17 protein-coding genes are annotated in these 26,202 nt (G+C 66.8%); 9 read left to right on the plus strand and 8 right to left on the minus strand.

Going from position 1 to position 26,202, the window contains the following annotated elements; all coding sequences use genetic code 11:
* Positions 1-23 precede the first annotated feature (23 nt).
* Positions 24-809 carry an HpcH/HpaI aldolase family protein gene (locus API01S_RS15105; protein WP_061305058.1) on the plus strand — a complete coding sequence of 262 codons (786 nt, stop codon included), beginning with the start codon at positions 24-26 and terminating at the stop codon, positions 807-809.
* Between the two features lie 120 nt (positions 810-929).
* On the opposite strand, the gene API01S_RS15110 is transcribed toward API01S_RS15105, so the two are convergent.
* On the minus strand, positions 930-2,054 hold the full coding sequence (locus API01S_RS15110) for a citrate/2-methylcitrate synthase (RefSeq protein WP_174544677.1): 1,125 nt from the start codon (positions 2,052-2,054) through the stop codon (positions 930-932).
* Positions 2,055-2,200: 146 nt separating this feature from the next.
* Here API01S_RS15110 and API01S_RS15115 point away from each other — a divergent pair, with 146 nt between their 5' ends.
* The 5 genes from API01S_RS15115 to API01S_RS15135 all read left to right on the plus strand — a co-directional run bounded on the left by API01S_RS15115 (position 2,201) and on the right by API01S_RS15135 (position 13,174).
* Positions 2,201-3,154: a 2-hydroxyacid dehydrogenase gene (locus API01S_RS15115; protein ID WP_061305062.1), complete on the plus strand. Its 954-nt coding sequence runs from the start codon at positions 2,201-2,203 to the stop codon at positions 3,152-3,154.
* 27 nt (positions 3,155-3,181) lie between these two features.
* Positions 3,182-3,880, plus strand: coding sequence for a fumarylacetoacetate hydrolase family protein (locus API01S_RS15120; protein WP_061305595.1), 699 nt, complete (start codon positions 3,182-3,184; stop codon positions 3,878-3,880).
* A 58-nt stretch (positions 3,881-3,938) separates the two neighbouring features.
* Positions 3,939-4,703 carry an SDR family oxidoreductase gene (locus API01S_RS15125; protein WP_061305064.1) on the plus strand — a complete coding sequence of 255 codons (765 nt, stop codon included), beginning with the start codon at positions 3,939-3,941 and terminating at the stop codon, positions 4,701-4,703.
* An 80-nt stretch (positions 4,704-4,783) separates the two neighbouring features.
* A complete protein-coding gene (locus API01S_RS15130; RefSeq protein WP_061305066.1) occupies positions 4,784-5,758 on the plus strand; it encodes a Bug family tripartite tricarboxylate transporter substrate binding protein in 975 nt (324 codons plus the stop codon).
* A 348-nt stretch (positions 5,759-6,106) separates the two neighbouring features.
* The gene (locus tag API01S_RS15135; protein WP_061305068.1) at positions 6,107-13,174 is read left to right on the plus strand and encodes an autotransporter domain-containing protein; all 7,068 of its coding nucleotides are present in this window, start codon (positions 6,107-6,109) and stop codon (positions 13,172-13,174) included.
* 56 nt (positions 13,175-13,230) lie between these two features.
* Here API01S_RS15135 and API01S_RS15140 read toward each other — a convergent pair whose 3' ends face one another.
* A complete protein-coding gene (locus tag API01S_RS15140; protein WP_061305071.1) occupies positions 13,231-15,411 on the minus strand; it encodes a putative bifunctional diguanylate cyclase/phosphodiesterase in 2,181 nt (726 codons plus the stop codon).
* A gap of 250 nt (positions 15,412-15,661) precedes the next feature.
* Here API01S_RS15140 and API01S_RS15145 point away from each other — a divergent pair, with 250 nt between their 5' ends.
* The gene (locus tag API01S_RS15145) at positions 15,662-16,552 is read left to right on the plus strand and encodes an oxidoreductase (RefSeq protein ID WP_061305074.1); all 891 of its coding nucleotides are present in this window, start codon (positions 15,662-15,664) and stop codon (positions 16,550-16,552) included.
* A gap of 150 nt (positions 16,553-16,702) precedes the next feature.
* On the opposite strand, the gene sorU is transcribed toward API01S_RS15145, so the two are convergent.
* The 4 genes from sorU to API01S_RS15165 form a co-directional block, all read right to left on the minus strand.
* Entirely contained in the window at positions 16,703-17,065 is a 363-nt protein-coding gene (gene sorU, locus API01S_RS15150; protein WP_409360610.1) for a SorU family sulfite dehydrogenase c-type cytochrome subunit, read from the minus strand.
* A gap of 14 nt (positions 17,066-17,079) precedes the next feature.
* Positions 17,080-18,303, minus strand: a complete 1,224-nt coding sequence (gene sorT / locus API01S_RS15155) for a SorT family sulfite dehydrogenase catalytic subunit (protein ID WP_061305076.1) — start codon at positions 18,301-18,303, stop codon at positions 17,080-17,082.
* 238 nt (positions 18,304-18,541) lie between these two features.
* The gene (locus API01S_RS15160; protein ID WP_061305078.1) at positions 18,542-19,672 is read right to left on the minus strand and encodes a CaiB/BaiF CoA transferase family protein; all 1,131 of its coding nucleotides are present in this window, start codon (positions 19,670-19,672) and stop codon (positions 18,542-18,544) included.
* Positions 19,669-20,829: an acyl-CoA dehydrogenase family protein gene (locus API01S_RS15165; protein WP_061305081.1), complete on the minus strand. Its 1,161-nt coding sequence runs from the start codon at positions 20,827-20,829 to the stop codon at positions 19,669-19,671. Before API01S_RS15165 ends, API01S_RS15160 begins: the two co-directional genes overlap by 4 nt.
* An 88-nt stretch (positions 20,830-20,917) precedes the next feature.
* Between API01S_RS15165 and API01S_RS15170 the strand changes: the two genes are divergently transcribed.
* Positions 20,918-21,823: a LysR family transcriptional regulator gene (locus API01S_RS15170; RefSeq protein WP_061305083.1), complete on the plus strand. Its 906-nt coding sequence runs from the start codon at positions 20,918-20,920 to the stop codon at positions 21,821-21,823.
* Here API01S_RS15170 and API01S_RS15175 read toward each other — a convergent pair.
* Positions 21,820-22,815 carry a Bug family tripartite tricarboxylate transporter substrate binding protein gene (locus API01S_RS15175; protein ID WP_167351708.1) on the minus strand — a complete coding sequence of 332 codons (996 nt, stop codon included), beginning with the start codon at positions 22,813-22,815 and terminating at the stop codon, positions 21,820-21,822. The genes API01S_RS15170 and API01S_RS15175 overlap by 4 nt on opposite strands.
* A gap of 224 nt (positions 22,816-23,039) precedes the next feature.
* On the opposite strand from API01S_RS15175, the gene API01S_RS15180 reads away from it, so the two are divergent.
* Positions 23,040-24,596: an AMP-binding protein gene (locus API01S_RS15180; protein ID WP_061305088.1), complete on the plus strand. Its 1,557-nt coding sequence runs from the start codon at positions 23,040-23,042 to the stop codon at positions 24,594-24,596.
* Positions 24,597-24,673: 77 nt separating this feature from the next.
* Here API01S_RS15180 and API01S_RS15185 read toward each other — a convergent pair whose 3' ends face one another.
* Positions 24,674-26,197, minus strand: a complete 1,524-nt coding sequence (locus tag API01S_RS15185) for an amidase (RefSeq protein ID WP_061305090.1) — start codon at positions 26,195-26,197, stop codon at positions 24,674-24,676.
* Between the last annotated feature and the right edge of the window lie 5 nt (positions 26,198-26,202).

Genomic DNA, 26,202 nt, shown 5'->3' on the forward strand with positions numbered 1-26,202 from the left:
TTGCCCCTACCCAGGAGACTTGCATGACAGATTCCCGTTTTCCGCTGGACGGCCGCCTGCCCGATCTGCTGCGCAGCGGCAAACCCTTGCGCGGCGTCTTCAACGGCTTGCCCAGCCCGGCCATCGTCGAGATGTGCGCGTACGCCGGCTTTGACTTCATCATTCTCGACAACGAGCATGGCAGCGCCGATCTGGGCATGACCGAGCACATGCTGCGCGCGGCTCGCGCCACGGGCATCGTGCCGGTGGTGCGCTGCTTCGAGCACGACCTGCCGCGCATCCTGGACATGGGCGCCAGCGCGGTGCAGGTGCCCATGGTCGAAAACGCCGAGCAGGCGCGACGGCTGGCCAGCATGGTCCACTACCCGCCACTGGGCCGGCGCGGCAGCGCCTTCAGCACGCGGGCGGCGGGCTATGGCGCGTTCGGCGGCGCGGGGCATACGCAGCGCAGCAACGACGGCGTCGCCTTGATCGCCATGATCGAAACCCCCGAAGCCATTGCGGCGGCGGGGCAGATCGCGGCGGTGGAAGGCGTGGACGCCGTGTTCATCGGCCCCAACGACCTGGCGCACGCGATGGGCCACGGCAGCGATTGGAACGCCGAGCCCGTGCAGCGCGCCATCGAGCAGGGGCTGCGCGCCATCGCCGGGGCCGGAAAGTGCTCCGGCATCATCGCGTTGACGCCGCAGGACGAAGAACGGTACGGCGCAATGGGCGCGCGCTATTTCGCCAACGTGTCCACCAGCATCATCACGCGCGCGCTAGCGCAGGCGGCGTCGGCGGGGCGGGATATGTCGTTGCGCTACTGAGAGGGGGGCAGATCCATCGTTTTGACGTCCGGCTTTCTAGCCGTGCGCTGTTTGGATCCTGCTCATATCCCGCTCTCGTCGGATTTCGCGGTTCGATCGGCATGCCAACGCTGTTGCCCGCTACGCCACTTCCGGAAGAACGCCCACATATCTTCCGCGCGGGCGGATGACCTGCGCCGTGCCGAGCTGCTCCAGGCAATGCGCCAGCAGACCGATGCTGCGCGCAGTGGCGAACAGGCCGAAGGCCGCTTCGTCCGGCAGTTTGCAATGCGCGGCCAGTGCGGCAAGCGCCACGTCGATGTTCGGATGCTGACCCGTCAATTGCGTGGCCTTGTCGATGAAACGCGCGATGACTTCGGGCGGCTCGAATAGCGCCAGCAGCGCCGCCGCGCGCGGATCTCCGTCGGGATACAGGTGGTGCCCGAAGCCTGCCAATGGCTGACCGGTGGATAGGTAATGCGCGATCACCTGGTCTTCGCCCTGGCGTTCCACTTCATTGAACAGGGCCTTGACGCGGCCGGAGGCGTCGCCATGCAGGGGGCCGGACAACGTCGTGAGGCCGGACAACAGGCACGCCGGCAGCGACGCGCCGGTAGATGCGGCGATGCGCGTGGCGAACGCCGAGCTGGTCAGCTCGTGGTCGACCAGCAGAACCATTGCGGTGCGCAGTTGCTCGGCGGCTTGCGGCGAGAGCTTCCATGCCTGCGCGAACCGCATATGCAGCGGGCGCTTGCCGTGCTGTGCGCCGAAGGCGTTGGCCAACTGGCCCACCAGGCTCTGGCATTCGCCATGCAGGACTCGCGTCATGCGGCCGTGAGTGGAGTGGCCCGTCGCGGCCAGCGTGGCCAGCGACGTGAAGGCAGCCACGCGGCCCGGCGAGGCGACGCGCGCAGCCGATGAAAAATCTGCCTGCTGATCTGAATCCCACAACAACTGCGCGGCCTCTTCGAGGCTGGCAGAGCCGGCCAGCGCCACCGCGTCGTGGCCTCGGTAATACAGGCGCTGCCGGTGGAAGGTGGAGATGGCCGTAGGGATGCTGGGCTCGGCGCCGAACAGCGTGTTGGTGGCCAGCGTTTCGTGCTTGCGGCCGGCTTGCTTGCGCTTGGCCAACGCGGCAACGTCTTCCGCCCGGTAGAGGCTGCGGCGCGTATCGGCCGGATCGGGCATGACTTCCAGCTTGCCGCGACTGACGTAGGCGTAGATGGTTTGCGGCCGGACGCCCAGTTGGCTGCACGCGTCCGACATTGAAATCCACGATCCCATGGTGTTCCGTAGCAAAGTTTATATGTTGATTTTATAGATCAATATTGCTTTGCTAATCAATCATTAAATACCATGGAATCAATGTCTAACGCGGCCCTCAGCGGGTCCTCAATCAGAGCCGAACCGATATGAAGCCTCAGGTCCTGCAACTCAATCCCATCCTGATCCCGGCGGTGAACGACGAGCTCGCCTCGCTGTACCAGGTGCACAAGTTTTTCGAGATCGCGGACCAGCAGGCGTGGCTGCGCGAGCACGGCGCGCAGATCGCCGCCGTCATCACGGGCGGCCATACCGGTATCTCGCGGGCAATGCTGGAGCAGCTGCCCGGTGTGAAAGTCGTGGCGGTGAACGGCGTGGGCACCGACGCGGTGGACCTGGCCTATTGCCGGGCGCGCGCGCTGCCCGTCACGGCGACGTTGGGCGCGTTGACCGAAGACGTTGCCGACTTGGCGATCGGCCTGTTGATCGCCGCCTGCCGCAATCTGTGCGCGGGCGATCGCTTTGTGCGTGAAGGTCTGTGGGAGCAATTTCCCTCTCCCAGCGCCATCCCGCTCGCGCGCCGCTTCAGCGGCATGCGTGTAGGCATCGTCGGCATGGGGCGCGTTGGCCGCGCCGTCGCCACGCGGGCGGCGGCCTTCGGCTGCCAGATTCGCTATACCGACTTGCGCGCGATGGATGACGTGTCCAATGAATTCGTACCGGACCTGATCGAGTTGGCGCGGGTGTCGGATGCGCTGGTGTTGAGCGCCGCGGCCGACAAGGCCGAGGGCATCGTCAATGCGGCAGTGCTGGATGCTTTAGGGCCGCGCGGCTTTCTGGTGAACGTGGCGCGCGGCCGGCTGGTCAACGAGGCAGACCTGACCGAAGCGCTGGTCGCAGGTCGCATCGCGGGCGCGGGGCTGGACGTCTTCGTCGACGAACCGCGCGTGCCGCAAGCGCTTCGCCAATCGGATCGCGCCACGCTACAGGCGCATCGCGCCAGCGCTACCTGGGAGACGCGCGCGACGATGGGCCAGATGGTGCTGGACAGCATCGCGCAGGCTCTGGCGGGCGAGCGCCCGGCGATGAGCCTGACGACCTGAGTCGCGGCCCGCATCTTGAAGACCATCATGACGGATCTCGTCTTTCCCGCCCTTGCCCCGACCACGCTGCCTATTGCTGGACGCACCGATCGCTTTCCCGTGGCGCGGGTGTTCTGCATCGGCCGCAACTATCGCTGGCTGCCTGACGAAGCCCGGCCTGCGCGGATGCCGGCCTGGTTCATGAAGCCCGCCAGCGCGGTGTACGCGGCCAGCGGCGTGCTGCCGTATCCCGCCGACACAACGGACTATTGCCACGAGATTGAACTGGTCGTGGCGATAGGCCAGGGCGGAAAGAACATTGCCCCCGATGAGGTCGACGCGCGCCACGTGTGGGGTTACGCGGCCGGATTGGATATGACGCGGCGCGACCTTCAGCAGCTGGCCAAGCGGGAGGGAGGTCCGTGGGAGCCCGCCAAAGCGTTCGACCATTCAGCGCCTTGCACGCCGATCGTGCCCGTCGCCTCTTGTGGCCACCCCCGCGCAGGCGCGCTATGGCTGGCCGTCAACGGAGAGGAGCGCCAGCGCGCGGACCTGTCGGGCCTGCTGTGGCCGGTGCCGGAACTGGTGGCGATGCTGTCGCGATCGGTGGCGCTTCTGCCCGGCGACCTGATCTTTACCGGCACGCCGGCGGGCGTGGGCCCGTTGGCGTGCGGCGACGTGGTGAACGCTGGCGTGGCGGGCATCGGAACATTCAACATGACCGTCGCGGCGGGCCCGAACGCCTGATCGCGTAGACCTTTTCTTCAATCGTTGTGCGCATTTGAACCGCACCAGGAGCCTTCCCTTGAACGCAAGCATTAAGCAGAAAATCGCCTTGGTCACCGGCGCTGGCAGCGGCGTGGGCCGCGTGACCGCCTTGGCCTTGTTGAACGATGGCTGGACGGTCGTGCTGGCCGGCCGTCGTGCCGACCCGCTACAGACGTTGCAGGCCGAGGCCCAGGCGCTAGGCCGGACGGCCCTGGCGGTGCCCACTGACGTCACCAGCCCGGAAAGCGTCGACGCCTTGTTTCACACCATCGAAAGCCGCTTCGGCCGGCTCGACCTGCTGTTCAACAATGCCGGCGTGAACGCGCCTGCCGTGCCCATCGACGAACTGCCGCTGGAGAAATGGTTCAACGCCATCAATACCAACGTGACCGGCGTGTTCCTGTGCGCCCGCGCGGCCTTTGGATTGATGCGCCGCCAGTCACCGCAGGGTGGCCGCATCATCAACAACGGATCTATCTCTGCGCATACGCCGCGCCCCTACACGGCCCCCTACACCGCCAGCAAGCACGCGGTGACGGGGCTGACCAAGGCGCTGTCGCTGGATGGCCGCGCGTTCAACATCGTGGCCGGGCAGATCGACATCGGCAACGCGCTGACCGAGTTGTCCGAACGCATGACGCGCGGCGTGTTGCAAGCTAACGGCAGCGTCGCGCCGGAGCCGATGATGGACGCCGCGCACGTGGCCAATGCGGTGCGCCACATGGCCTCGCTGCCCCTGGACGCCAACGTTCTCACCATGACCGTCATGGCCAGCGCCATGCCCTTCACCGGGCGCGGCTGAGGCCCCACCGCGCCCTCGGGTGCAGTACGCCGGGGGCGCCTCACAGAGTTGACTGAAGTTGACCACCCGAGGAGACAAGCATGACCTTCACTACCCTGGCCAAGACCCTGGCCTTTTCGGCAGCCCTTGCCGCCGCGCCTGGCCTGGCCACGGCGCAGAACTATCCCTCCCGTCCCATCAGCATCATCGTGCCCGCGCCGCCCGGCGGCGGCATCGACATGATCGCGCGCGTCGTGGGCGAAAAGCTCTCGGCGTCGCTTGGCCAGCCCGTCATCGTCGATAACCGGCCGGGCGCGTCCAACAACCTGGGCACCGCGCTGCTGGCCAACGCCAAGCCGGACGGCTACACCATCGGCATCGTGGGCGGCAGCCACAACATCAACAAGTACCTGTTCAAACACCTGGGCTGGGACCCGCAAAAGAGTTTCGAGCCCATCGTCTACACCCACGAGATTCCCCTGGTGTTCTCGGTGTATCCGAAGATCCCGGTCAAGACCCTGCCGGAACTCGTTGACTGGATGAAGGCGCATCCCGACGATGCCAAGGTCGCCACGTCGGGCCGAGGCAGCGCGCAGGAAATGGCCGCCGAGATGTTCCGCATGGTCAGTGGCGCGCCGATGCTGATGATTCCGTACAAGGGCTCGTCGGCCGCGCACCCCGACCTGCTGGCCGGGCGCACGGTGTTGTACATCGACACGCTGAGCGCCATGCAGGAACAGGTCAAGGCGGGCAACGTGCGTGCTGTCGCGATCTCGACCGCCAAGCGCGCCAAGGCGCTGCCCGACGTCCCGACCGCGCAGGAGCAAGGCCTGCAAGGCTACGACGCCAACACCAACGGCGGTTTCCTCGCGCCGGCCGGCACGCCCAAGGAGATCATTGCGAAGCTCAATACCGAGATCAACGCCGCGCTGAAGCAGCCGGCCGTGCGCGCCAAGCTGGAGGCAGCGGGCATCGAGGTCCAGGGCGGCACGCCAGAACAGTATGCGGCGCTGATCCAGTCCGACCTGGACAAATGGGGCAAGGTGGTGAAGCAGGCGGGCATTCAGGCGGAGTGATGGTCCGACGATGAAGCGAGACGACGGGCCATGGATACGCCCGTCGTCTCCGGGATGCCGGGGGGCGCATCCGTTGTGCGCGTGCATTGCGCGAGGGTTTGGAATGCTCGGAAGGATGTAATCGCTGCCTGATGGGCACGCCGCGCACAGGCAAATGAAACATAATGTTTGCCGATGTTGTTTATGCTTACGAAGTTAAGCATTTATTAGATACACTTTGTCGCTGCGCGTAGCGCGTCTCACGCCATGAGTCGGGCCGGAATTGCTGTCTGCCATTCCGACATCGCCCATCAATCCTCACTGGCAACCGCATTCCCCCTCGCAATCCCACCCACCGAGAAGGTATCCATGCGCTCTCCTTTTGCCGCATACAAGCTGAAACGTAAGCCCAGCTATCTGGCCCTGTTGGCTGCAAGCTGTCTGCCGCTGGCCGGCACACCCACCATGGCGGCCAGCCTGCTGCTTGGCAATGGCGGCAACGGGGGCGTTTCAGCCATGGACCCATCTAGTTCGGCGGGCGGCGGCGGCGGTATCGGCGGGGGCGGTGCCGGTGGGGGTTCGGCGATCAGCGGCGGCGCAGGCGGCGGCCTTGTGCAAGGCGGCTACGGAGTCATCGGCATTAACTCCGCAGGGGCAAGCAACAGCGGCACCGATGGCGGCGCTGGCGGCGCGTCGGGGATGTTGGGCGGGCAGGCCGGCGTGGGAGGGGGAGGCGGTGCTGGCGGCACCCCCGGCGCGACAGGTGTGGGCGGCAGTGGTGGCGCGGCCATGGGCGGCGGCGGCGGCTTCGTTGTCGGCAACTTGGGGAGCTCGGGCGGCGACGGCAGCCCCATCGTCCGCATCGATGGCACATCTTTCTCGGGCATGTCCGGGCAGGGCGCACAAGCGGCCTCCAACGGCAACATCACGTCGTCGGCTGTCTACGACTATGTCGGCGTCGGCGGGGGCGGGGGCGGGGCGGGCTCCTCGGCATCGGGCGGCAACGGCGCCGACGGCACCCTGTTCGTCAGCGGCACGAGCCTGACGGTCAACCGTTCGCTGCTGCTGGGCGGTGCGGGCGGAGGCCGCGGCCCCGGCGGCATCGGCGGCAGGGGCGGGGACGGCACGTTGACGCTGTCTAGCGCCACACTGTCCGTGGCCGACACGCTGCTGGTCGGCGGTGCGGGTGGCGGCGGGGCGTTGCTGTCGCTGCCAGGCGGCCAAGGTGGCGACGGCACGCTGAACATCCGCGGTTATTCCACCCTCTCCATCGGCAGCGGGGCGCGTCTGATCGTGGGCGGCGGCACGGGTGGCGGCACCGGGGTGTTCAACCTGGGCCTGGGCACGGCGGACTTCGCGGGTGGTGGTGCGTTCACCATCAATGAGAATGGCACGCTCAATATCGGCAATGAAACGCCCGGCGCGACCACGGCCGGCTCGATTGCCAACCTGGGCGTATTGGTCAACGACGGCCGGATCAATTTCAATCAGAACAGCTCCGTCGACCCGTACTACGTGCTCCCGGGCATCAGTGGAACCGGCTCCGTGACGGTCAATAGCCAAAGCACGACGGTGCTGCTGGGCAACAGCAGTTATACGGGCGGGACAACCGTGTCCGGAGGCACCCTGCAAGTTGGCGCGAATGGCACCTCGGGTTCGATCGCGGGCGATGTCGTCAACAATGCGTGGCTCAGTTTCCGCCGCAGCGACACCCTCGATTACGCGGGCGCGATCAGCGGCAGCGGCAACGTGAGCTGGGAAGGCTCGGGCACGCTGCGGCTCACGGGCGCCAGCAACTACGCAGGAAATACTTACGCGACCCGCGGCGTCATGGAAGTTACGGGGGCAGGCGCGCGCTTGGGCAGCGCGACTTCGTGGATAAGCATCGGGTCATCGGCCGATGCGACCTTCAAGCTGAACGGCGGTGCGCACCTGGTGTCCTCGGACATCGAGATCGGCTCGATGTATCGCGGCACCGCCATCGTCTCCGGGCAGGATACGTCATGGACGTCCGGCTACTTCTATATCGGTGTAGGCGGGTCCGGCGAACTGCGTTTGCTCGATGGCGCGCAACTGGACGCGACGCGCAGCTTCGTGGGCACCTACTCCGATGGCGTGGCGCTTGCCTCGGGCGCGAACACCGTGTGGAACAGCACCACCGGGATCCTGCTGGGCAATACTGCCGGCATGAGGGGCACCCTGAACATCCAGCAAGGGGCGACGGTAAACACTTCGCGCGTCGAGATTGGCGGTATGGGCGGCGACCTCTTTCTTTATGGCAGCGACCCCAACGCGCGAAGCGTGCTGACGACAGGGCCGATCATTCTTCATGCCGGCACGGCGATGAGCACCGTCAATATCGATGGCGGCATTCTGCGGGCCGCGTTCGCCGAAGCCGACATGTTCCAGGGGTTTGCTCCGAGCCAGGTCACTCTGGGCTCCAACGGCATGTACTTCGATTCCAACAGCTTTCAAACCGGCATTGGAACCGTGCTGGGCGGCGTCGGTGGCTTGAACAAAACGGGCGCGGGCACTTTGACCCTGAGTGGCGCCAACACCTATGCGGGCGGCACCGGCATCCAGGGCGGCACGCTGTCGGTCTCGTCGGACGCCAACCTGGGTGCGGCCAACGGGGCGCTGACGTTCAGCGGCGGCACGCTGGCCACGACTGCAAGCTTCGATACGAATCGCAATGCCGTCGTGACGCAGGCTTCCGCCATCAACGTGGCGGCGGGCACGCAATTTGGCGTGAATGGCATGATCATCGGCACGGGCGCGCTCAGGAAACTGGGCACCGGCACGCTGGTGTTGAATGGCGTGAATACGCCGAACTGGAACGTCGATGCCGGCAAGCTCGTCAGCGACGTGTTTCACTTTACCGCCAACGCCGCGATCGGCGCGGCGGGCACGCTGAGTTTTACGCAAACGGTCGATGGCGATTACGCCGGCCAGATTTCCGGCAACGGCACGTTCGAGAAAACCGGAACCGGCGCGCTCAGCCTGAATGCCGACAGTAGCAGTTTCACCGGCACTACCCGCGTGCCGACCGGCACGCTGATCGTGACCAATCGCTTGGGCGGCAACGTGGATCTGGCAAGTGGCCGCTTGCACGTGACCGGCACCTTGGGCGGCAACGCCATCATCGGCAATGGCGCCATGCTGTCCGGCACCGGCACCATCGCCCAGAACGCTACGCTGACGGGCGCGACGCTGCAAGGCGCGCAGGGCCGCAAGCTGCAGATAGGCGGCGACCTGATGCTGGACAACGCCAGCCGGGTCAATGTGGCGCTGGGCACGGGGGCGTCCAACGCCTTGTTCGATGTGGGTGGCGATCTTGCCCTGGCCGGCACGCTGAACGTCAGCGACCAGGGCGGCTTTGGCGCGGGCGTGTATCGCCTGTTCGATTATGGCGGCGCGCTGACCTCCAATACGCTGGCCGTCGGCACCACGCCCGCGGGCGTCGCCGCCAATGACCTGCGTCTGCAATCCGCCGTCAGCGGTCAGATCAACCTGGTGTCCACCGCTGGCGCGACGCTCAGTTTCTGGGACGGCGGCAACGCCGCAGGGCGTGATAACGGCATCATCGATGGCGGTTCGGGCACGTGGCGCAGCGACGGCCTGAACTGGACCACGGCGGACGGCTTGATCAATGGCCGCTTCCAGCCCAACCCAACCTACGCCGTGTTCCAGGGGCCGGCGGGCACCGTGTCGGTCGATACGTCGGCGGGCAGCGTGGGCGTGACGGGCATGCAGATCGCCACCAACGGCTACCGTATCGAGGGCGGTTCGATCGCGCTGTCGGGCGGCGCGGAAAGCGTGGTGCGCGTGGGCGCCGGCAATCCGGCCGACGCCGCCATCACCGGCACCATCGCATCCATCCTGACCGGCGCGAGCAAGCTGGTGAAGTCCGACGCCGGCACGCTGGTGCTGGCGGGCATCAACAATTACGTGGGCGGCACCGAAGTGCGCGGAGGCACCTTGTCGGTGTCGTCCGACGCCAACCTGGGCGCGGCGGCGGGCGGCGTGACGCTGAACGGCGGCGCGCTTGCGACCACGTCCAGCTTCGACTCCACGCGCGCCGTCACGCTGACGCAGACGGCCGACATCAACGTCGCGGCGGGCACCACGCTGGGCTTGCAAGGCGCAGTCGGCGGCGTGGGTAATCTGCAAAAGCTGGGCGCGGGCACGTTGACGCTGACCGGCGCCAACAGCTATGGCAACACGCAAGTGCTGGCCGGCACGCTGGTGGGCAATGCGGGTTCGATCAGCGGAGACCTGTTGAACAACGCCTCCGTGGTGTTCAACCAGGCCACCGATGCAACTTACGCGGGCTTTGTGTCGGGCACGGGCGCGCTGGTCAAGCAAGGTGCGGGCGTGCTGACGCTGACCGGTGTCAACGGGCAGGACTGGCGCATCGACGCGGGCACGCTCGCCGCCAGCGCGACCCGCTACACCGCCAACACCACCATCGGTGCGGGCGCGCAACTGCGCCTGGACCAGACCAGCAGCACGTCGTTTGACGGCGTGCTGGCGGGCGCGGGGCAATTCACCAAGAGCGGTCCGGGCATGCTGCAACTGCTGGCCGACAACAGCGGCTTTACCGGCCAGACGCAGGTGCAAGCCGGCACCTTGTGGGTGTCGGACAAGCTGGGCGGCACGACCTCGGTAACGGGTGGCCGCCTGCATAACGAAGGCATCGTAGGTGGCAACGTTGCGGTCAGCGGCGCGGGCATCGTGTCGGGCGCGGGTCGCATCGACGGCAACGCGACGTTCACGGGCGGCGCGCTGGAAGGCGTGCAAGGGCAGACGCTGACCATCGGCGGCGAACTGTCGCTGTCGAGCGCCAGCCGCATCGATGCGGAACTGGGCCACGCGCCCAGCAACGCGCTGTTCAATGTGGGCGGCAACCTGACGCTGGCCGGCACGCTGAACGTGACGGATCAAGGCGGCTTTGGCGCGGGTATCTATCGTTTGTTCGACTACGGCGGCGCGCTGGTCAATAACGGTTTGACCGTGGGCACGACGCCCGCAGGCGTCGATGCGGGTTCGTTAACCGTGCAGACGGCAGTTGGCGGACAGGTGAACCTGGCGTCAACCAGCGGCGCCACCTTGAGCTTCTGGGATGGCGGCAACAGCGCTCGCCACGACAACGGCGCCATCGACGGCGGCGCGGGAACGTGGCGCGCCGACGGCCGCAACTGGGCCAACACCGACGGTACGCTCAACGGCGTGTTCCAACCCAATCCGACCTTTGCGGTATTCCAGGGGCAAGCCGGCACGGTCACGGTGGACGCATCGGCAGGCGCGATCGGCATCACCGGCATGCAGATCGCCACCGATGGCTACCGCATCCAGGGCGACGACATCGCGCTGCAAGGCGCGGGCGGTGTGAGCATCATCCGCGTGGGCGCGGGGTCCGCGGCCAGCGCAGGCGTGACGGGCACCATCGCCGCCAAGCTGACCGGCGCCAGCAAGCTGGCCAAGGCGGACTACGGCACGTTGATCCTGACCGGAAACAACACCTACAGCGGCGGCACGGACGTGCGCCTGGGGACCTTGTCGGTGTCGCAGGACGCCAACCTGGGCGCGTCGGCGGGCGCGTTGAGCCTGAGCGGCGGCGTGCTGGCTACCACCGCCAGCTTCACCGCGAATCGCAACGTGACGCTGGCGCAGGCCAGCGGCATCGACGTGGCGTCGGGTACGACGCTGGGCCTGTCCGGCCCCATCGACGGCAACGGCGATCTGACCAAGACCGGCGCGGGCACGCTGTCGGTAGCGGGCGATGGCAGCGCCTACACCGGCACCACGCGAGTGCAGGCCGGTGTGCTGAACCTGGCGTCCAGCGGCAAGCTGGGCGGGGTGCTGACACTTGCCAGCGGCACGCTGCTGCAAGGCGCGGGCCAGGTCGGCGCGACCACGCTGCAAAGCGGCGCCGTGCTGGCGCCGGGCAACGCCAGCGGCACGCTGAAAGTGGCGGGCGACCTGACGTTCCTGCCGGGGTCGATCTATGAGGTGGCCGCCGATCCGGCATCGTCCGCCAGCGCGCGCGTGGCGGTCAGCGGCGCGGCAAACCTGGGCGGCTCCGTTGTACACGTCGGGCCGGAAGGCGGCTTCGAAAGCACGCGTCAATACACGATCCTGACGGCGGGCGCGGTCAACGGCCGGTTCAATGCCGTCTCGTCCAACTACGCCTACCTGGACCCGGCGCTGCGCTACGGCGCGCAGGAAGTCACGCTGCAACTGGCACGCAAGCAGGTGTCGGTGGACCCGTCCACGCCCACCCGCCCGATCGCTTTCGCGGACGCGGCGCGCACCAGCAACCAACGCGCCGTCGCCAACGCGCTGGACAGCCTGCCCTCGGGCAATGCGCTGCATGAATACATCCTGACCTTGCCGGCCGGCGCGCCGCCTGCCGCCTTCAACAGCCTGTCCGGCGAAGCGCACGCCAGCGTCGCGTCCAGCCTGATGAGTGCCAGCAGCACCCCCCGCACGCTGCCCTTGTCGCATCTGCGCGCGAACCTGAACTCGGGCATGCGTCCCGGCGCGCCGACGGCGCAGGCGGGCGGCATGCTGTCCGCATCCGCCTTGCCGTCTTCCAACGCGCAACCCGCGTGGGCCGAACTGGTGGGCAACTGGCAAACGCAGAACGCCACCGACAACAGCGCGCAGGTACGTCAGCACACGGGAGGCGTCTTCGCGGGCGCGGATCATGCGGTAGGCAACGGCTGGCGCATCGGCGCAGCGGTCGGCTACACCGACAGCAAGATCACCGTGGACGACCGGGCTTCGAAGGCGGACGTGTCCGGCTACAGCGCGGCCATCTATGGCGGCAAGTCGTTCGAGGCGGGCGCGGGCAAGCTGAACCTGTTGGTCGGCACGTCCTACACCTGGCACGACGTCAGCAGCGAGCGCTACGCCAACGTTGCCGGCGCATCGCAGAAGCTGACCGCCGACTACGGCGCCAGCACCACGCAGCTGTTCACCGAACTGGGCTACGCCATGCCCCTGTCGGACCGCAGCACGCTGGAGCCTTTTGTCGGGCTGGCCTGGAGCGACCTGCGCACGCGCGCGTTCTCGGAATCGGGCGGCTCGGCGGCGCTACGCGGCCAAAGCAACAGCGATCAGCAGACCTCCAGCACGCTGGGTGTGCGGGCACGCACCGACTTCACGCTGGCCGGGGCCGAAGCTCGCTTGCAAGCCACGCTGGGCTGGCGCCATGCGTATGGCGATGTGCTGCCGCAATCGACCATGGCCTTCGATGGCGGTCAGGCGTTCACGGTCTCGGGCGCGCCCATTGCCCGCAACGCGGCACTGGCGGAGCTGGGCGCGGAAGTCGCGGTGTCGCGCAACGCATCGCTGGCGCTGAACTACAGCGGCCAGTACGGCGGCGGCAATCGTGAACACGCCGGGTCTTTGAATGTGCGCTGGCGCTATTGATGGATGAGGTTGGGGGAATCCGGCGTATCGGCTTGGCACAAGCCGCAACGCCGGGTTCATCCCGGCTGCCGGGCAAGCCATTGCGAGAACACAGGGGCCGGCATCGGTGCGCCGAATAGAAATCCCTGCGCTTGCCGGCAAGCGTTTTCGATCAGGAAGCCGAGTTGATCATCGGTTTCTATGCCTTCGGCTATCACCTCCATCCCGAAGCTCTGACCCAGGTAGACGATGGCTCGAACCACCGCGGCATCTTCCCGGTCGGTGAGGACGTCACGCATGAACGACTTGTCGATTTTCAGGCGGCTGACGGGGTAGCGCTTGAGCAGGCTCAACGAGGCATAGCCCGTTCCGTAATCGTCGAACGCCAGACCCACTCCCGCATCCCGCAGGCCGTGCAACAACGCCAGCGTGGCGCTGTCGTTGCGCACCACGATGTTCTCGACGATTTCCAATTCCAGCGCGGCGGCGGGCGTGCCGGTCGAGGCCAGCACATCCTGCACCGTCGTAAGCAGGGTTCCAGCGTGAAACTGCGCCTCGAAAAGATTGACGCTGATCCGAAAGCCCGGAATTGCCGCGCGCCACGGCGCAGCGTCCTGGCATGCGCGCTGCAAGATCCATTCGCCCACTTTCGCGGCCGAGGGTTTGCCGCCCAGCACGTCGATGAACGACGCGGGCGTCAGCATCCCCCGCACGGGATGGTTCCATCGGATCAGCGCTTCCGCGCCTAACACCCGCCGATTGGCGGTGTAGACCTGCGGTTGATAATGCATTTCGAATTGGCCCGCTTCGAACGCGGATTTAAGCTCGCGCTCGAAGGTGCGCCGCGCCACGGCGACCTCTCGAATGGCGGGTGTGAATAACTCGTAGCGCCCTTTGCCCGCAGCTTTGGCCTTGTATAGCGCCAGGTCCGCCGCGCCCAGCAGGTCTTCGGGCACGCTGCCGTGTTGAGGCCCAAGCGCCACGCCCACGCTTACGCCGACCTCGATCAGATGGCCCAGATAGTCGTAGGGCGCGGAAAGCGAGGCGATCAATGCCTCGGCTGCGGCAATGGCCGCGCGGTTTTCAGCGCCTGGCAGCAGCACAACGAATTCATCGCCACCCAGCCGGCCGAGCATGATGGTCTGGTCGAACAGCGCGTCCAGCCGCGCCGCCAACTGCTTGAGTACCGCGTCGCCGGCGGAGTGGCCGAACGTGTCGTTGATTTCCTTGAAGCCATCCAGATCGAGCAGCAGGACGGTCAGCTGCTTTTCTTTCTTGAGCGCTTTGGTCAGGCACTCGCGCCACGCGCCCCGGTTGGGCAGGTCGGTCAACGGATCGCGCGTTGCCAGGCGATAGAGCCGGTCTTCGCTTTGGCGTCGTTCGGTGATGTCCCGGATGATCGCGCCGATGCCCGTCGTGCGGCCTTCCTGCCAGGTGGAAAATGAAATCTCGGCGGGAAACTCGCTGCCGTCCTTGCGCTTGGCGGTGGTCGTGACCGTCTGGTTGGCGAACTCCATCTTTTGCCCGGTGCGCAGCCGCAGCAATTCTTCTGCATGCACCGCCTTCCAACTGAACGGCACGATGACCGAACTGGGCAGCTGCGCGATTTCCTCGGGCGTATAGCCGAACAGTTTTTCGGCGGCCGAATTCCAGAAGGTGATGGCGCCATTGGCATCGGAACACACGATGGCGTCGGGCGACGTTGCCGCGATGTTTTCGAAGCGGGCCTGGCTGATGCTCTTTGCGTAGTCAAGACGGTGCAGCTCCATCCTGTCCATGACCAGCGCCGCCAGATCGGAGAGCAGATGGCGTTCGGCAGGCCCGAAGTCATCGCGCGGCTTGACGTCGATCAGGCATATCGTGCCCAGCTTTTCTCCGCCCGGCGCGACCAACGGGTGGCCCGCATAGAATCGGACGAAGGGCGCGCCCAGCACGACGGGGTTGTGGCGGAATCGTTCGTCCTTCAAGGCATCCGGGATCACGAAGATGCCTTCTCGATGCTGCAACGCGTGCGCGCAGAACGAAATTTCGCGCGGCGTTTCGCAGACGTCCAAACCTACCCGAGCCTTGAAGAACTGCCGGTCCGCGGTGACTAGTGATACCAGTGCGATGGGCACGTCAAAGAGGCGCGCGGCAAGCGCCGCCAGACGGTCGAAGTCGGCGCTGGGAGGGGTGTCCACCAGATGATAGGTTTCCAGCGCCTTCAATCTGGCCGCTTCGGCTACGTGTTCGCCTTCAGGTTCTGGCCGCTCCGGCATTCCCGTCTCCTTGCTCCGTGACCCGCCAGGCACTACATGCGTCGCCTGTCGCGTTGCGTGGCGGCCTTTGTGCAAGGGCCGTCTCGCTTATGGATTCAGCTGTCAGCAAACCGCATGCCTGAGTCTCAACGCGGAGTCTGCGTGCGCGTCGAATCGCTGCGCTTTTAAGGCGTTCGACGGCATTTTTGCTTTATGGTGTGGCGGCTTGCCTTTGAACGTCGGCAGCGCCAGCCAGTGAGGAATTCCATCCATGAGTACCGCAACAGATATCGCCATTGTGGGTCCGGGCGCCATCGGCACCACGGTTGCTGCCGCACTGCACGCGGCCGGACGGTCTGCGCTGTTGTGCGGCCGCACGCCGCGCGAGCAGTTGACGCTGCAAGATGGCGATCGGCGCGTTGTCGTGCCGGGGCCGGTGCAGACGGATCCGAAGCGCATCGATCGCACAGTCGGCCTGGTCTTTCTTGCCGTCAAGGCGACGCAGACCGACACCGCATCGGAGTGGCTCGCGGCGCTGTGCCGCCCGGAGACGGTCGTGTGCGTGTTGCAGAACGGCGTCGAGCAGATAGAAGCGGTGGCGGCGCATGCGCCGCGTGCGCGGATCATTCCCGCCGTCGTGTGGTTCCCGGCGCAGGCGCAGGCCGACGGCTCGGTACGCTTGCGAGGCGACGCGCGCCTGAGCCTGCCGGACACGCCGGCCTCGCGCGTGGTGGCAGAGGCGCTTGCAGGATCGCAGTGCGCCGTAGAAATCACGGCGGACTTCCTCTCTGTCGCATGGCGCAAGCTGTTGCAGAACGCAGTGGCTGGCCTGATGGCGCTCACGCATCGCCGGGCCGGCATGTTTGCGCGGCCCGACATCGCCGAGTTGTCGCTGGCGTATCTGCAAGAATGCCTGGCCGTCGCGCGCGCGGAAGGGGCGCGGCTGGGCGACGAGACGCCGCAGGAAATCCTGGCCAAGTTTCAGGCGTCTCCCGCTGACTTGAGTTCGTCGATCCTGACGGACCGCGAAGCCGGCCGGCCGCTTGAATGGAATATCCGGAATGGCGTCGTGTCGCGCCGCGCCCGCGCACACGGCATACCGACGCCGATCAGCGACATCGTCGTGACCTTGCTGGCTGCGGCAAGCGACGGGCCGGGGTGATTCAAGGGCTTCGTCAAGAGGAACCGAGGCGGTAGCGGGGTCCGCATCAGTCTCGTTACCGCGTCCGGCGCGCGATAGTCGCAACGATCCAAAATCCCGGCAAAGCCGTCGCGGACCTGCACACAGGCAGGCCCGCGACCGCAAGCATCGCTAACGCACCGCGCCCGACACGTACTTCGCCAACGCCTGCACCTGCTCATCGCTTAATGCCTCGAACGCGGGCATGACGCCGATGCCGTTGCGCACGGCCTGCGCCACGCGGTTCTCGTCGGGTTTCAGTTCATCCAGGTTGGGGCCGATGGTGCCGGTCGAACCCGCGTCGGCGAGGGTGTGGCAGATGACGCAGGCGGGCGTCGTGCCTTTCAGGAACAGCGCGCGGCCGGCCTCGGCGTCGGCAGAGTCGGCCGCGCAGGCAAGGGCGCTTGCCAGCGACAGCACCGCCGCCACGGAGAGGTTGAGGCTGCACCGCACCATGCGGCGCGGCCCGGCGAACCACGACGTACAGGTTTGCATCGATACCGCCATGGTCAGGACACGTCGACGGTCAATGCGTGATCGCGCCAGCTGCTGTTGACGTAGCCGGGCGCGTTGTCGGCGCGCGCTTCTACCTGCACATTGCCTTCGCTATCTTCGACGCGGCTGACCAGCACGTGCTGGCCCGCCGTCAATTCCACCGGCAAGGCGAACTGACGCCACGCGTATTTGCCCAGGTCCGGCCCGATCAGCGCTGCCTGCTTCCAGGTCTTGCCGCCGTCGATGGACACGTCCACCCGCTTGACCGCGTGCATGCCGCCAAAGGCCACGCCGCGCACCACGGCGCGTCCGGCCTTGACGGGCTGATCCTGCGCGCCGGGCCCGGTGATCCAGGACTTGGGGTCCATGGCCCAGACCGAGGGTTGATCGGGGCTGGGCTTGGCGCCCATCGGCGTCAGGCGATAGCCGGTCTGCTGGATTTTTGCGGGGCTTTGTTCGGCGGTGAAGGCAAGCTGCTTGAGGTACTTGACGTTGTTGACGCCGGTGTAGCCGGGCACGATCAGGCGCAAGGGCCCGCCATGCGCCAGCGACAAGGGTTCGCCATTCATCTCCCAGGCCAGCAGCGCGTCCTGCATGGCTTCGCGCGGCACCGAGCGTTCCACCATCAAGGACTTGGGGTCCATGCCTTCGGGCAAGATCTCGCCGCCCGTGCCGGTCATGTAGGCGGGCGCGCCTTCCACGCCGCCCAGGAATTCCACCAGCGTGCGCACCGGCACGCCGGTCCACATCACGCAGCCTGCCGCGCCGACTTCCCATGGCGTGCCGCTGGGCTTGTGCGGAAAGAAGCCGCGCCCGTTGCCCGAGCATTGCAGCACCGTGGCCAGCGTTTCCACGCCCAGGGTCTTGAGCTCGCCCACGGTGAGCGTGCGCGGCTGCTTGACGCCCTGGATCTGCACTTTCCACGCATCGCGGTCATCCAGGATGGACGGGTCGGGCGGCGGCAGGTTGTTGCGCACGTACAGCTGGCGCGACGGCGTGATGACACCATCGCCAAAGGCGCCGCGACGGGTTTCGATGGTGTTGGCGCTATGCACGATGACGCTGTCGGCGTCCTTCCAGGCCGCGTAGGGCGGCAGCGGCTTAGCCGCCGTGGCGGCCGGCTTGGCGGCCTCGGCAGCGAGCGCCAGACCGGGCGCTCCCAGGCCAGCCGCAGCCAGTGCGCCGGCGCTACCCGCCAACAGGCGACGTCGCGCGGGGTTGTGAGGGGTTGTCTCCATGGCATGCCTCTCCGTTTATCGCGCCTTGCATAGCAGGCGCGATGTTATTGAGTTATCGGCCCGGCGCTCGCGGCCTTTTGCATCATCGGGCAATGCCTTTCTTTATGTCAATGGGTTCTAAAGATCTATAGGTTTATGGTCTGTTCTGATATAAGGCTTTTGGATATCGGTCGCGGACGTTGCGGCATTGGGTTCGCGCGGGGTGCCGCTGCGCGTTCATGTTCATGGACGAAGCCGGCTAGCCATCCGACGCCGGCCGCTGCAAGCGGTCCAGGATCTCTTCACGGTGCTGGTCCAGTTCGGGCACGTCCAGGGACGGCGCTGGCAGGGGCTTGGAGAACTTGACCGGAAATCCTGCCACGCGTCCTGTGGCCGAGAGTGATGTCACGGCGCGGTGCTGTACGTGGGGATCATCGAAGACCTCGTCGTGGCGCAGCACGGGCGCCCAGGGGATGTCGCGGCCGTGCAGTACCGCTTCCCAATCGGCCAGGCTGCGGCTGGCGAACAAGGCGCGCAGGCGGTCGTTCAGCGCACGTTTGTCTTGCAGCCGGCCGGCGCGCGTCTGGTAGCGCTGCTGCGCCAGTTCGGGGCAGAGGGGCGCCAGCGCGTCGCACAGGTTGCGCCAGAAAGCTTCTTCCAGGATGCCCAGCGCCAGATGCCGGCCGTCGGCGGTTTCGAAGACATCGTTGTCGGGCATGACGTGCGACAGCTGCTCGATGTCCGCGCCGGCCGGCCCGTTCATCGCGTCCAGGCCGGGCGCCATCCAGGCGGTGAGGGTGTCGTGAATGGACACGTCCAGGTGTTGGCCGACGCCCGTCTCGCGCGCATCGTGCACCGCCGCCAGGATGGCCAGCGCCGCGTGCATGGCGGCGCAATAGTCCGACAGGCGCAGCCGGGGGCGGCCCATCACGTCGCGCACCTGCGACGGCACGGCCCAGTATCCCGACAGCGCCAGGTAGTTCACATCGTGGCCGGGGCGCTGCGCATAAGGCCCGGTCTGGCCGAATCCCGAAATGGAACACATCACCAGGCGCGGATTGGCGCGCGCAAGCCGGGCGTAGTCCAGCCCCAGCCTGGCCAGCACGCCGGGGCGAAAGCCTTCCACCAGCACGTCGCTGCGCTCGACCAGGCGCAGGAGGATGTCCTGATGGTCTTCGCGCTTGAAGTCCAGGCTGATGGATTGCTTGCCCCGGTTGTACTTGGCGAAGGTCTGCGCACCCAGCTGGCGCGCGGTGTCGCCTTGCGGCTTTTCCACCTTGATGACGCTGGCGCCCAACTGCCCGAGCAGCATCGCGGTGTAGGGGCCCGGATGCAGCTGGCCCAGGTCCAGCACCGTCAGGCCCGCCAGATAGCCGGCGTCGGCGCTCATGCGAGGATGCCCTTGGCGATGGTGTTGCGCTGGATCTCGCTGGTGCCCGTGACGATGCGGTACAGGCGCAGGCGGCGGAAGATGAATTCGACGGGATGGTTCTTGGTGACGCCGACATTGCCGTGGATCTGCATGGCCTTGTCGGCGATTTCAAAGCAGCGCTCGGACACGAACAGCTTGCACATGGAGGCTTCCTCGCGCACGTCCTCGCCCGCATCCGCGCGCGCGGCGGTGGCAAGCACCATGTGTTCGCAGGCGTAGAGGGCCGTCGCCATGTCGGCCAGCATGTGCTGGATGGCCTGGAAGCGGCTGATGGGGCCGCCGAACTGCTGGCGGTGCTTGGCGTAGTCCACGGCCAGCGTGAAGGCCTGCCGCGCCAGCCCGATCATCGTCGGGCAATGCAGCAGGCGGTTCACGCTGACGCGGTTCATGGCGATCTTGAAGCCCTGTCCCGGCTCGCCGATCAGGTTCTTCCTGGGCACGCGCACCTTGTCGAGCACAATGTCCGCATCGACGTACTGGCCCGTCATCGGCACGCAGTCGTGCACGAGGCTCACGCCGGGGCTGTCCAGGTCGATGAAGATTGCCGAGATGCCTTCCACGCCGCGCGTCGGGTCCGTGACGCACATGGTGATGGCGAAGTCCGCGAACATCGACGCCGTGATGTAGTGCTTGACGCCCGTCACGATGTAGTCGTCGCCGTCCACTTCCGCGCGGGTTTCCAGCCGGGTCGCGTCGGAGCCGGATTGCGGTTCGGTCATGGCGAAGCAGGCGCCGCGTTCGGCCTGGATCACCGGCATGATGTAGCGCTCCAGCTGGTACGGCGTGGCGTAGCGCACCAGGTTGCCGATGCGCGATGGCCCGCCCCAATCGCCCAGCACGTGCGGAAACAGGATGGCGCCCGACGCGGCGACATCGTCTTTCAACACGCACAGGTCGCGGTACGACAGGCCCTGTCCGCCCAGCTCGCGCGGCAACTGCGGGCCGTACAGGCCCAGCTCGCGCGAACGCTTCCATACCGATTGCACCAGGCTGCGCTCGAATTTGTCTTCATAGCCCAGCCCGCGCGATCGTTCCATCGGGATGAGTTCTTCCTGCAGGTATTGCCGCAGCCGTTCGCGCAGCACTGTCAGGGACGTGGGGGTGTCTTGGGACATGATGTCTCCTTGTAGTTGCCCCCAGCTTGACAGCGCCGGGCCCCACTCGTGATTATCTTTTCCTCGATGTTGATAACCGAGCGGAATCGTGAGACTCGAAGACCTGGACTATTTTCTTGCCGTCGGACGCCTCGGCCACGTGGGCCGCGCCGCCGACGGCATCGGCGTCAGCCAGCCGGCGCTCACCAAGGGCATACGCCGCCTGGAGGACGAACTGAAGCTGCAACTCTTCGTGCGCACGCCCAAAGGCATGGAGCTGACGGTGCCGGGGCGGGCGTTCTATGAACGGTCGATGCAGGCGCGGCGCGAACTGGACGACGCAATGAAGGAAGCCGGCGAGCTGCATCTGGGCACCATCGGGCTGGTGCGCGCGGGCGTCACGCCGCTGTTGGCCGAGTCGTTCTTCAACCCGGCCTGCGTCGAATTGCTGTCGCAGCGGCCGGCCGCCAAGGTCCAGGTGATGGTCAGCCTGAACGATGCGTTGATTCCCGCGCTGCGCCAGGGCGATCTGGATTTCGCGATCAGCTCGCTGTTCGAATCGACCGAGGTGGACGAGTTCGACCGCGAGCCCTTGTTCGCCGACAAGCTGTTCGTGGCCGCGCGCCCCGGCCACCCCTTGCTGAACGGCACGAAGATCCGCGTGGCCGACCTGGCCGCCTGCAAGTGGATGCTGCCCGGTTCGCAGGCCGCCTCGCGCCGCTGGCTGGAGGCGAAGTTCGCCCAGCACGGCGCGCCCGCGCCCGCCGTGACGATCGAATCGAACGCGTCGGTATCGGGCTTGTTGAGCATCCTGCACAGCACCGACCTGCTGACGCTGATCAGCGAAATCACCTTGTCCACCCACGCTGGCCAGGGCCTGGCCGTGGTGCCGCTGGACGACCTGACCTGGCATCGGCAGATCGGCCTGCTGACCCGGCGCGGCAGCTACCTGTCGCCGCTGACGCTGCGGCTGCTGGAGATCCTGCGCGACCATGCGCGCAGGCGGGCGGGCTAGTCGGCGGTCAGGTTCAGCCGTTTGATCAGCGGGCCATAGTGGGCCGATTCGTCGTCGATGCGCTGGCGCATCTGCGCCGGGCTGCCGGCGATAGGCGTGAACGACTGCGATTGCAGCGCCTCCAGCAACTGAGGGTCCTGCATCGCGCGATGTATCGCGGCGGTCAAACGATCCACCACCTCGGGCGGCGTGTCTTTGGGCACGGCAATGCCGGCCCAACTGCCGCTGTCAAAGCCCGCGTAGCCCAGTTCTGACACGGTCGGCACGTCGGGCAGCGAGGCCGCGCGCTGTGCGCTGGTGACGGCCAGGGCGCGGATCTTGCCCGAGGTGATGAAGGGCATCGCAGGCGCGACCGCCACGATGCCCACGTCGATCTGTCCGCCCGCCAGATCGTTCAGCGCATTGCTGCCGCCCCGGTACGGCACGTGCACGGCGTCCAGGCCGAAGTGCTGCTGGATCGCTTCAAAGGTCAGGTGCATGGAAGAGCCCACGCCCGGGCTGCCGTAGCTGAGTTTTCCCGGATGGGCCTTGGCGTAGGCAAGCAGTTCGCCAAGGGTCTTGACGGGCAGGGCGCTGCTGACCAGCACGACGTGGGGCGCGATGCTCAGGCCTGACACGGGTTTCAGGTCGGCGATGGGATCGAACGTCAGCTTGGGCGACAGGTGCTTGGCGATGGCGAAGTTGCCGCCGTATTCCAGCAGCGTGTAGCCATCGGCCGGCGCGTTGGCGACTTTTGCGCCGCCCAGGTTGCCGCCGCCGCCGCCCACGTTCTCGACGATGATGGTCTGCCCCAGCTCCTTGCCCAGCGGCACGGCGACCAGCCGCGCGATGTAGTCGAACTGCCCGCCCGCCGAGAACGGCACGATCAGGCGGATGGGCTTGTCGGGATAGGGGGGCGCGGCCCCGGCTGGCGCCAGCGCGGCCAGGGTCAGCGCGGCCGCCGCCAGCCGCTGTATCGCTGCGCGCCACGGGCGAGCATGTTGCTTGTTCACGGTTGTCTCCTGTTTTTGCGCCGGGGTGCAGCGCTTGCCGTCCCCTTTCCCAAAGAGGTAACCCGGTGCCCGCCGCAACATGATGCCGCATTGGCCGATCTTCATAACGCGCGGGAATCGGCGCGCCCGATAACGCAGCGGCATGAGGAATCGCCGCTGCGTTATCCGGCAAGGCCGGGCCGCCGCGCAGCATAGCGGCAAGCCAATTCCGACACGGACACATCATGAACCAAGGCCGCTATACCACCCGCAACGTACGCTACTGGCGCGACCGTCCCGCCATCATCTTTGGCGATCGCTCGATCAGTTTCGGGCAGTTGGAAATGCGCTCGAACCGCCTGGCCAACGCGCTGCTGGGGTTGGGGCTGAACAAGGGCGACCGCGTCGCCATCCAGGCGTGGAACTGTCCCGAGATCATCGAACTGGAGTGCGCGCTGTACAAGGCCGGGCTCGTCAAGGTGGCTTTGAACGCGCGCTTGTCGAATCAGGAAATGCTGGACTCGGTAAACAACGCCCAGGCGTCTGTTTTCATCGTTGACCCCTCGCATCTGGAAGGCGCCGAGGCTCAACGCGGCGACATGGAAACGGTGCGCCATCATGTCGTGACGGGCGCGGCCGACATCGAAGGCTGGCGCGCCTACGAAGGCCTGATCGAGTCCGCCGCTGACCGCAATCCCGATGTGGCCATGCAGGCGGATGACCTGGCGGTGCTGCACTTCACGTCCGGCTCGACCGGCAAGCTGAAAGCGGCGATGCAAACGGTGGGCAACCGGCTGGCTTCGCTGCGCAAGGTCGTCATGGGCCGCATGCGCGCCAATCCGGGCGAAGTGCTGGCGCTGGCCGGGCCGATCACGCATGCCAGCGGCATGTTCATGCAGCCCTTCCTGTTCCAGGGCGGCACGATCCTGCTGCATGACCGCTACGACCCCGAAACCTTCCTGGCCTCGGCCGCCCGGCACCGCGCCGCGTTCAGCTTCATGGTGCCCACGATGGTCAACATGCTGATCGCCCATCCCGATCTGCATCGGCACGACCTGTCGGCGCTGCGGCAGATCTCCTACGGCGGCGCGCCCATGGCGCCCGCCCGCATCCGCGAAGCCTGGGAAGCGCTGGGACCCAAGCTCAGTCAGGGCTATGGCGCGGGCGAAACGACAGGCGGGTTGGTGCTGTTGAGCGCGCTGGATCATGCGCAGGCGATGGCGCACCACCCGGAGCGCCTGCTGTCCTGCGGCCGGCCATTTGGTGAAAGCGAGGTGCGGCTGCTGGACGAGAACGGCCAGGAAGTCGCGGCGGGCGAGGTGGGCGAAATCACGGTCAGCGGTCCGGACGTCTTTGCCGGCTACTGGCGCGAACCCGAGTTGTCCGCGCAGGCGTTGCGCGATGGCTGGCTGCACACCGGCGATCTGGCGCGCATGGACGACGAGGGCTTTCTGTATGTCGTGGACCGCAAGAAGGACATGATCATTTCTGGCGGATTCAATATCTACCCGACCGAAGTGGAGCAGGCGCTCTACCAGCATCCGGGCGTGTATGAAGCCTGCGTGTTCGGCATCCCGGACAGGCTGTGGGGGGAATCGGTCAAGGCGATGATCGTGCTCAAGCCGGGCGAGTCCACCCAAGAGGCGGACCTGATCGAGCACTGCCGCAAGCATCTGGCTGACTTCAAGAAGCCGCGCAGCGTCGAGATCGTCGCCGAGCTACCCAAGAACGCAAACGGCAAGCTGGCGCGCAAGCAACTGCGGGACGCGCATTGGGTGGACGAGGAACGCAAGGTGGGCTGATTGGCAAAGGGCCACGGCATCGCGCGTCGTGCGATGCCGTGGCCCTTTGGATGGACCGATCGATACGGGCGCGCGGCCTACACCGCCGACACGTTGCCCGTCGATCCGCCCGCAGCCGCGCCGGGCGGCACGGTGACGATCGAGGTCAGCGAGGGCTGCGCGGGTTTCAGCGCCGCCAGGTCGGGCCGGGGGCGTTGCAGTTCAGCGTTGCCCGCAAATGCCTGTTCCATGCCTTGCGCCGCAGCCAGCACGTCGCGGTCGCCGCGGAAGCGGCCGATGATCTGCATGCCGAAGGGCATGCCGTGCTGATCGAGGCCGCAAGGCAAGGTCAGCGCGGGGTGCGTGGTCAGCGTGACCACATACGTAAGCGCGAGCCAGCGGTAGTAGTTTTCCTGACGCTTGCCGTTGATGGATTCGGCATACAGCTGCGTCCACGGGAAGGGCGAGACCGGCGTGGTGGGCGACAGGATCAGGTCGTAATCGTCGAAGGCGCGCTGGAAACGCTTGATCAGGCGGGTCTGTTCGGCCTGCGCCCAGGCGCAATCCTTCAGGCTCATGGCCGCGCCCATCTCGAAATTGGCGCGGCTGTTCGGGCCCAGGCTGCCGGGGTCTTTCTCGTAGGCGTCGCGCATGCCCGCCACGAAGGCCTCGGCTCGCAGCACGTCGAAGCAGCGGTGGGCCTCGCCGAAGTCCAGCTCGATGGGATCGCAGGCGGCGAACAGGTGGCGCATGGCGGCGATCTTGGCGCGGAAGGTGGCGCGGATGCCGTCGTCCACATCGCACTGCCCGAAGTCTTCGGTGTAGGCGATGCGCAGGCGGCCCAGGTCGGCCGTGCCGGGCGTCAGGAATTGCAGCGGGTCCAGCGGATAGCTGAGAGGGTCGCCCGCGTCGGGGCCGGCGCTGGCCGCCATCTGCAAGCACGCGTCGGCAACGGTGCGGCCCATCGGACCCACCACCGAGATCGGCGTCCAGCCCAGCAGCTTGCGCACGCTGGGCACCACGCCGGGTGACGGGCGAAAGCCCACCACGCCGCATTTGGATGCGGGGATGCGAAGCGAGCCGCCGGTGTCTGACCCCGTGCACACCGGGAACATATCGCTGGCCAGCGCGGCGGCGGAGCCGCCCGAGGAACCTCCGGCATTCAGGTTGGGATTGAACGGGTTGCCGGTCGCGCCCCACACGGTGTTGCGCGAATTCGCGCCCGCGCCCATTTCGGGCACGTTGGTCTTGGCGGTGACGATGGCGCCGGCGCGGCGCAGGCGCGCCACCAGCGTGACGTCTTCGGTCGGCACGTGGTCGCGATAGATCTGCGAGCCGTAGGTGGTGAGCAGGCCGGCCGTGGGCTCCAGGTCTTTGACGCCCAGCGGCAGGCCGTGCAACAGACCCAGCGCGTCGCCCGCCATCACCGCCTGTTCGGCGGCGCGCGCTTCGGCGCGGGCGCGTTCGAAGGCGGTGGCGGTGACGGCGTTGATGTAGGGGTTGACCGCCTCGATACGCGCGATGCACGCCTCCAGCAGTTCCACCGGCGAGAGCTGGCGCGCGCCGATCAGGCGCCGCAGTTCGACGGCCGACAGCGAGACGAGGGAATCGTCCAGGGTCATGAGAG

It is taken from the genome of Achromobacter piechaudii NBRC 102461 (genome assembly GCF_001571245.1).
In the GTDB taxonomy this organism is placed as follows: Bacteria; Pseudomonadota; Gammaproteobacteria; order Burkholderiales; family Burkholderiaceae_B; genus Achromobacter; species Achromobacter piechaudii.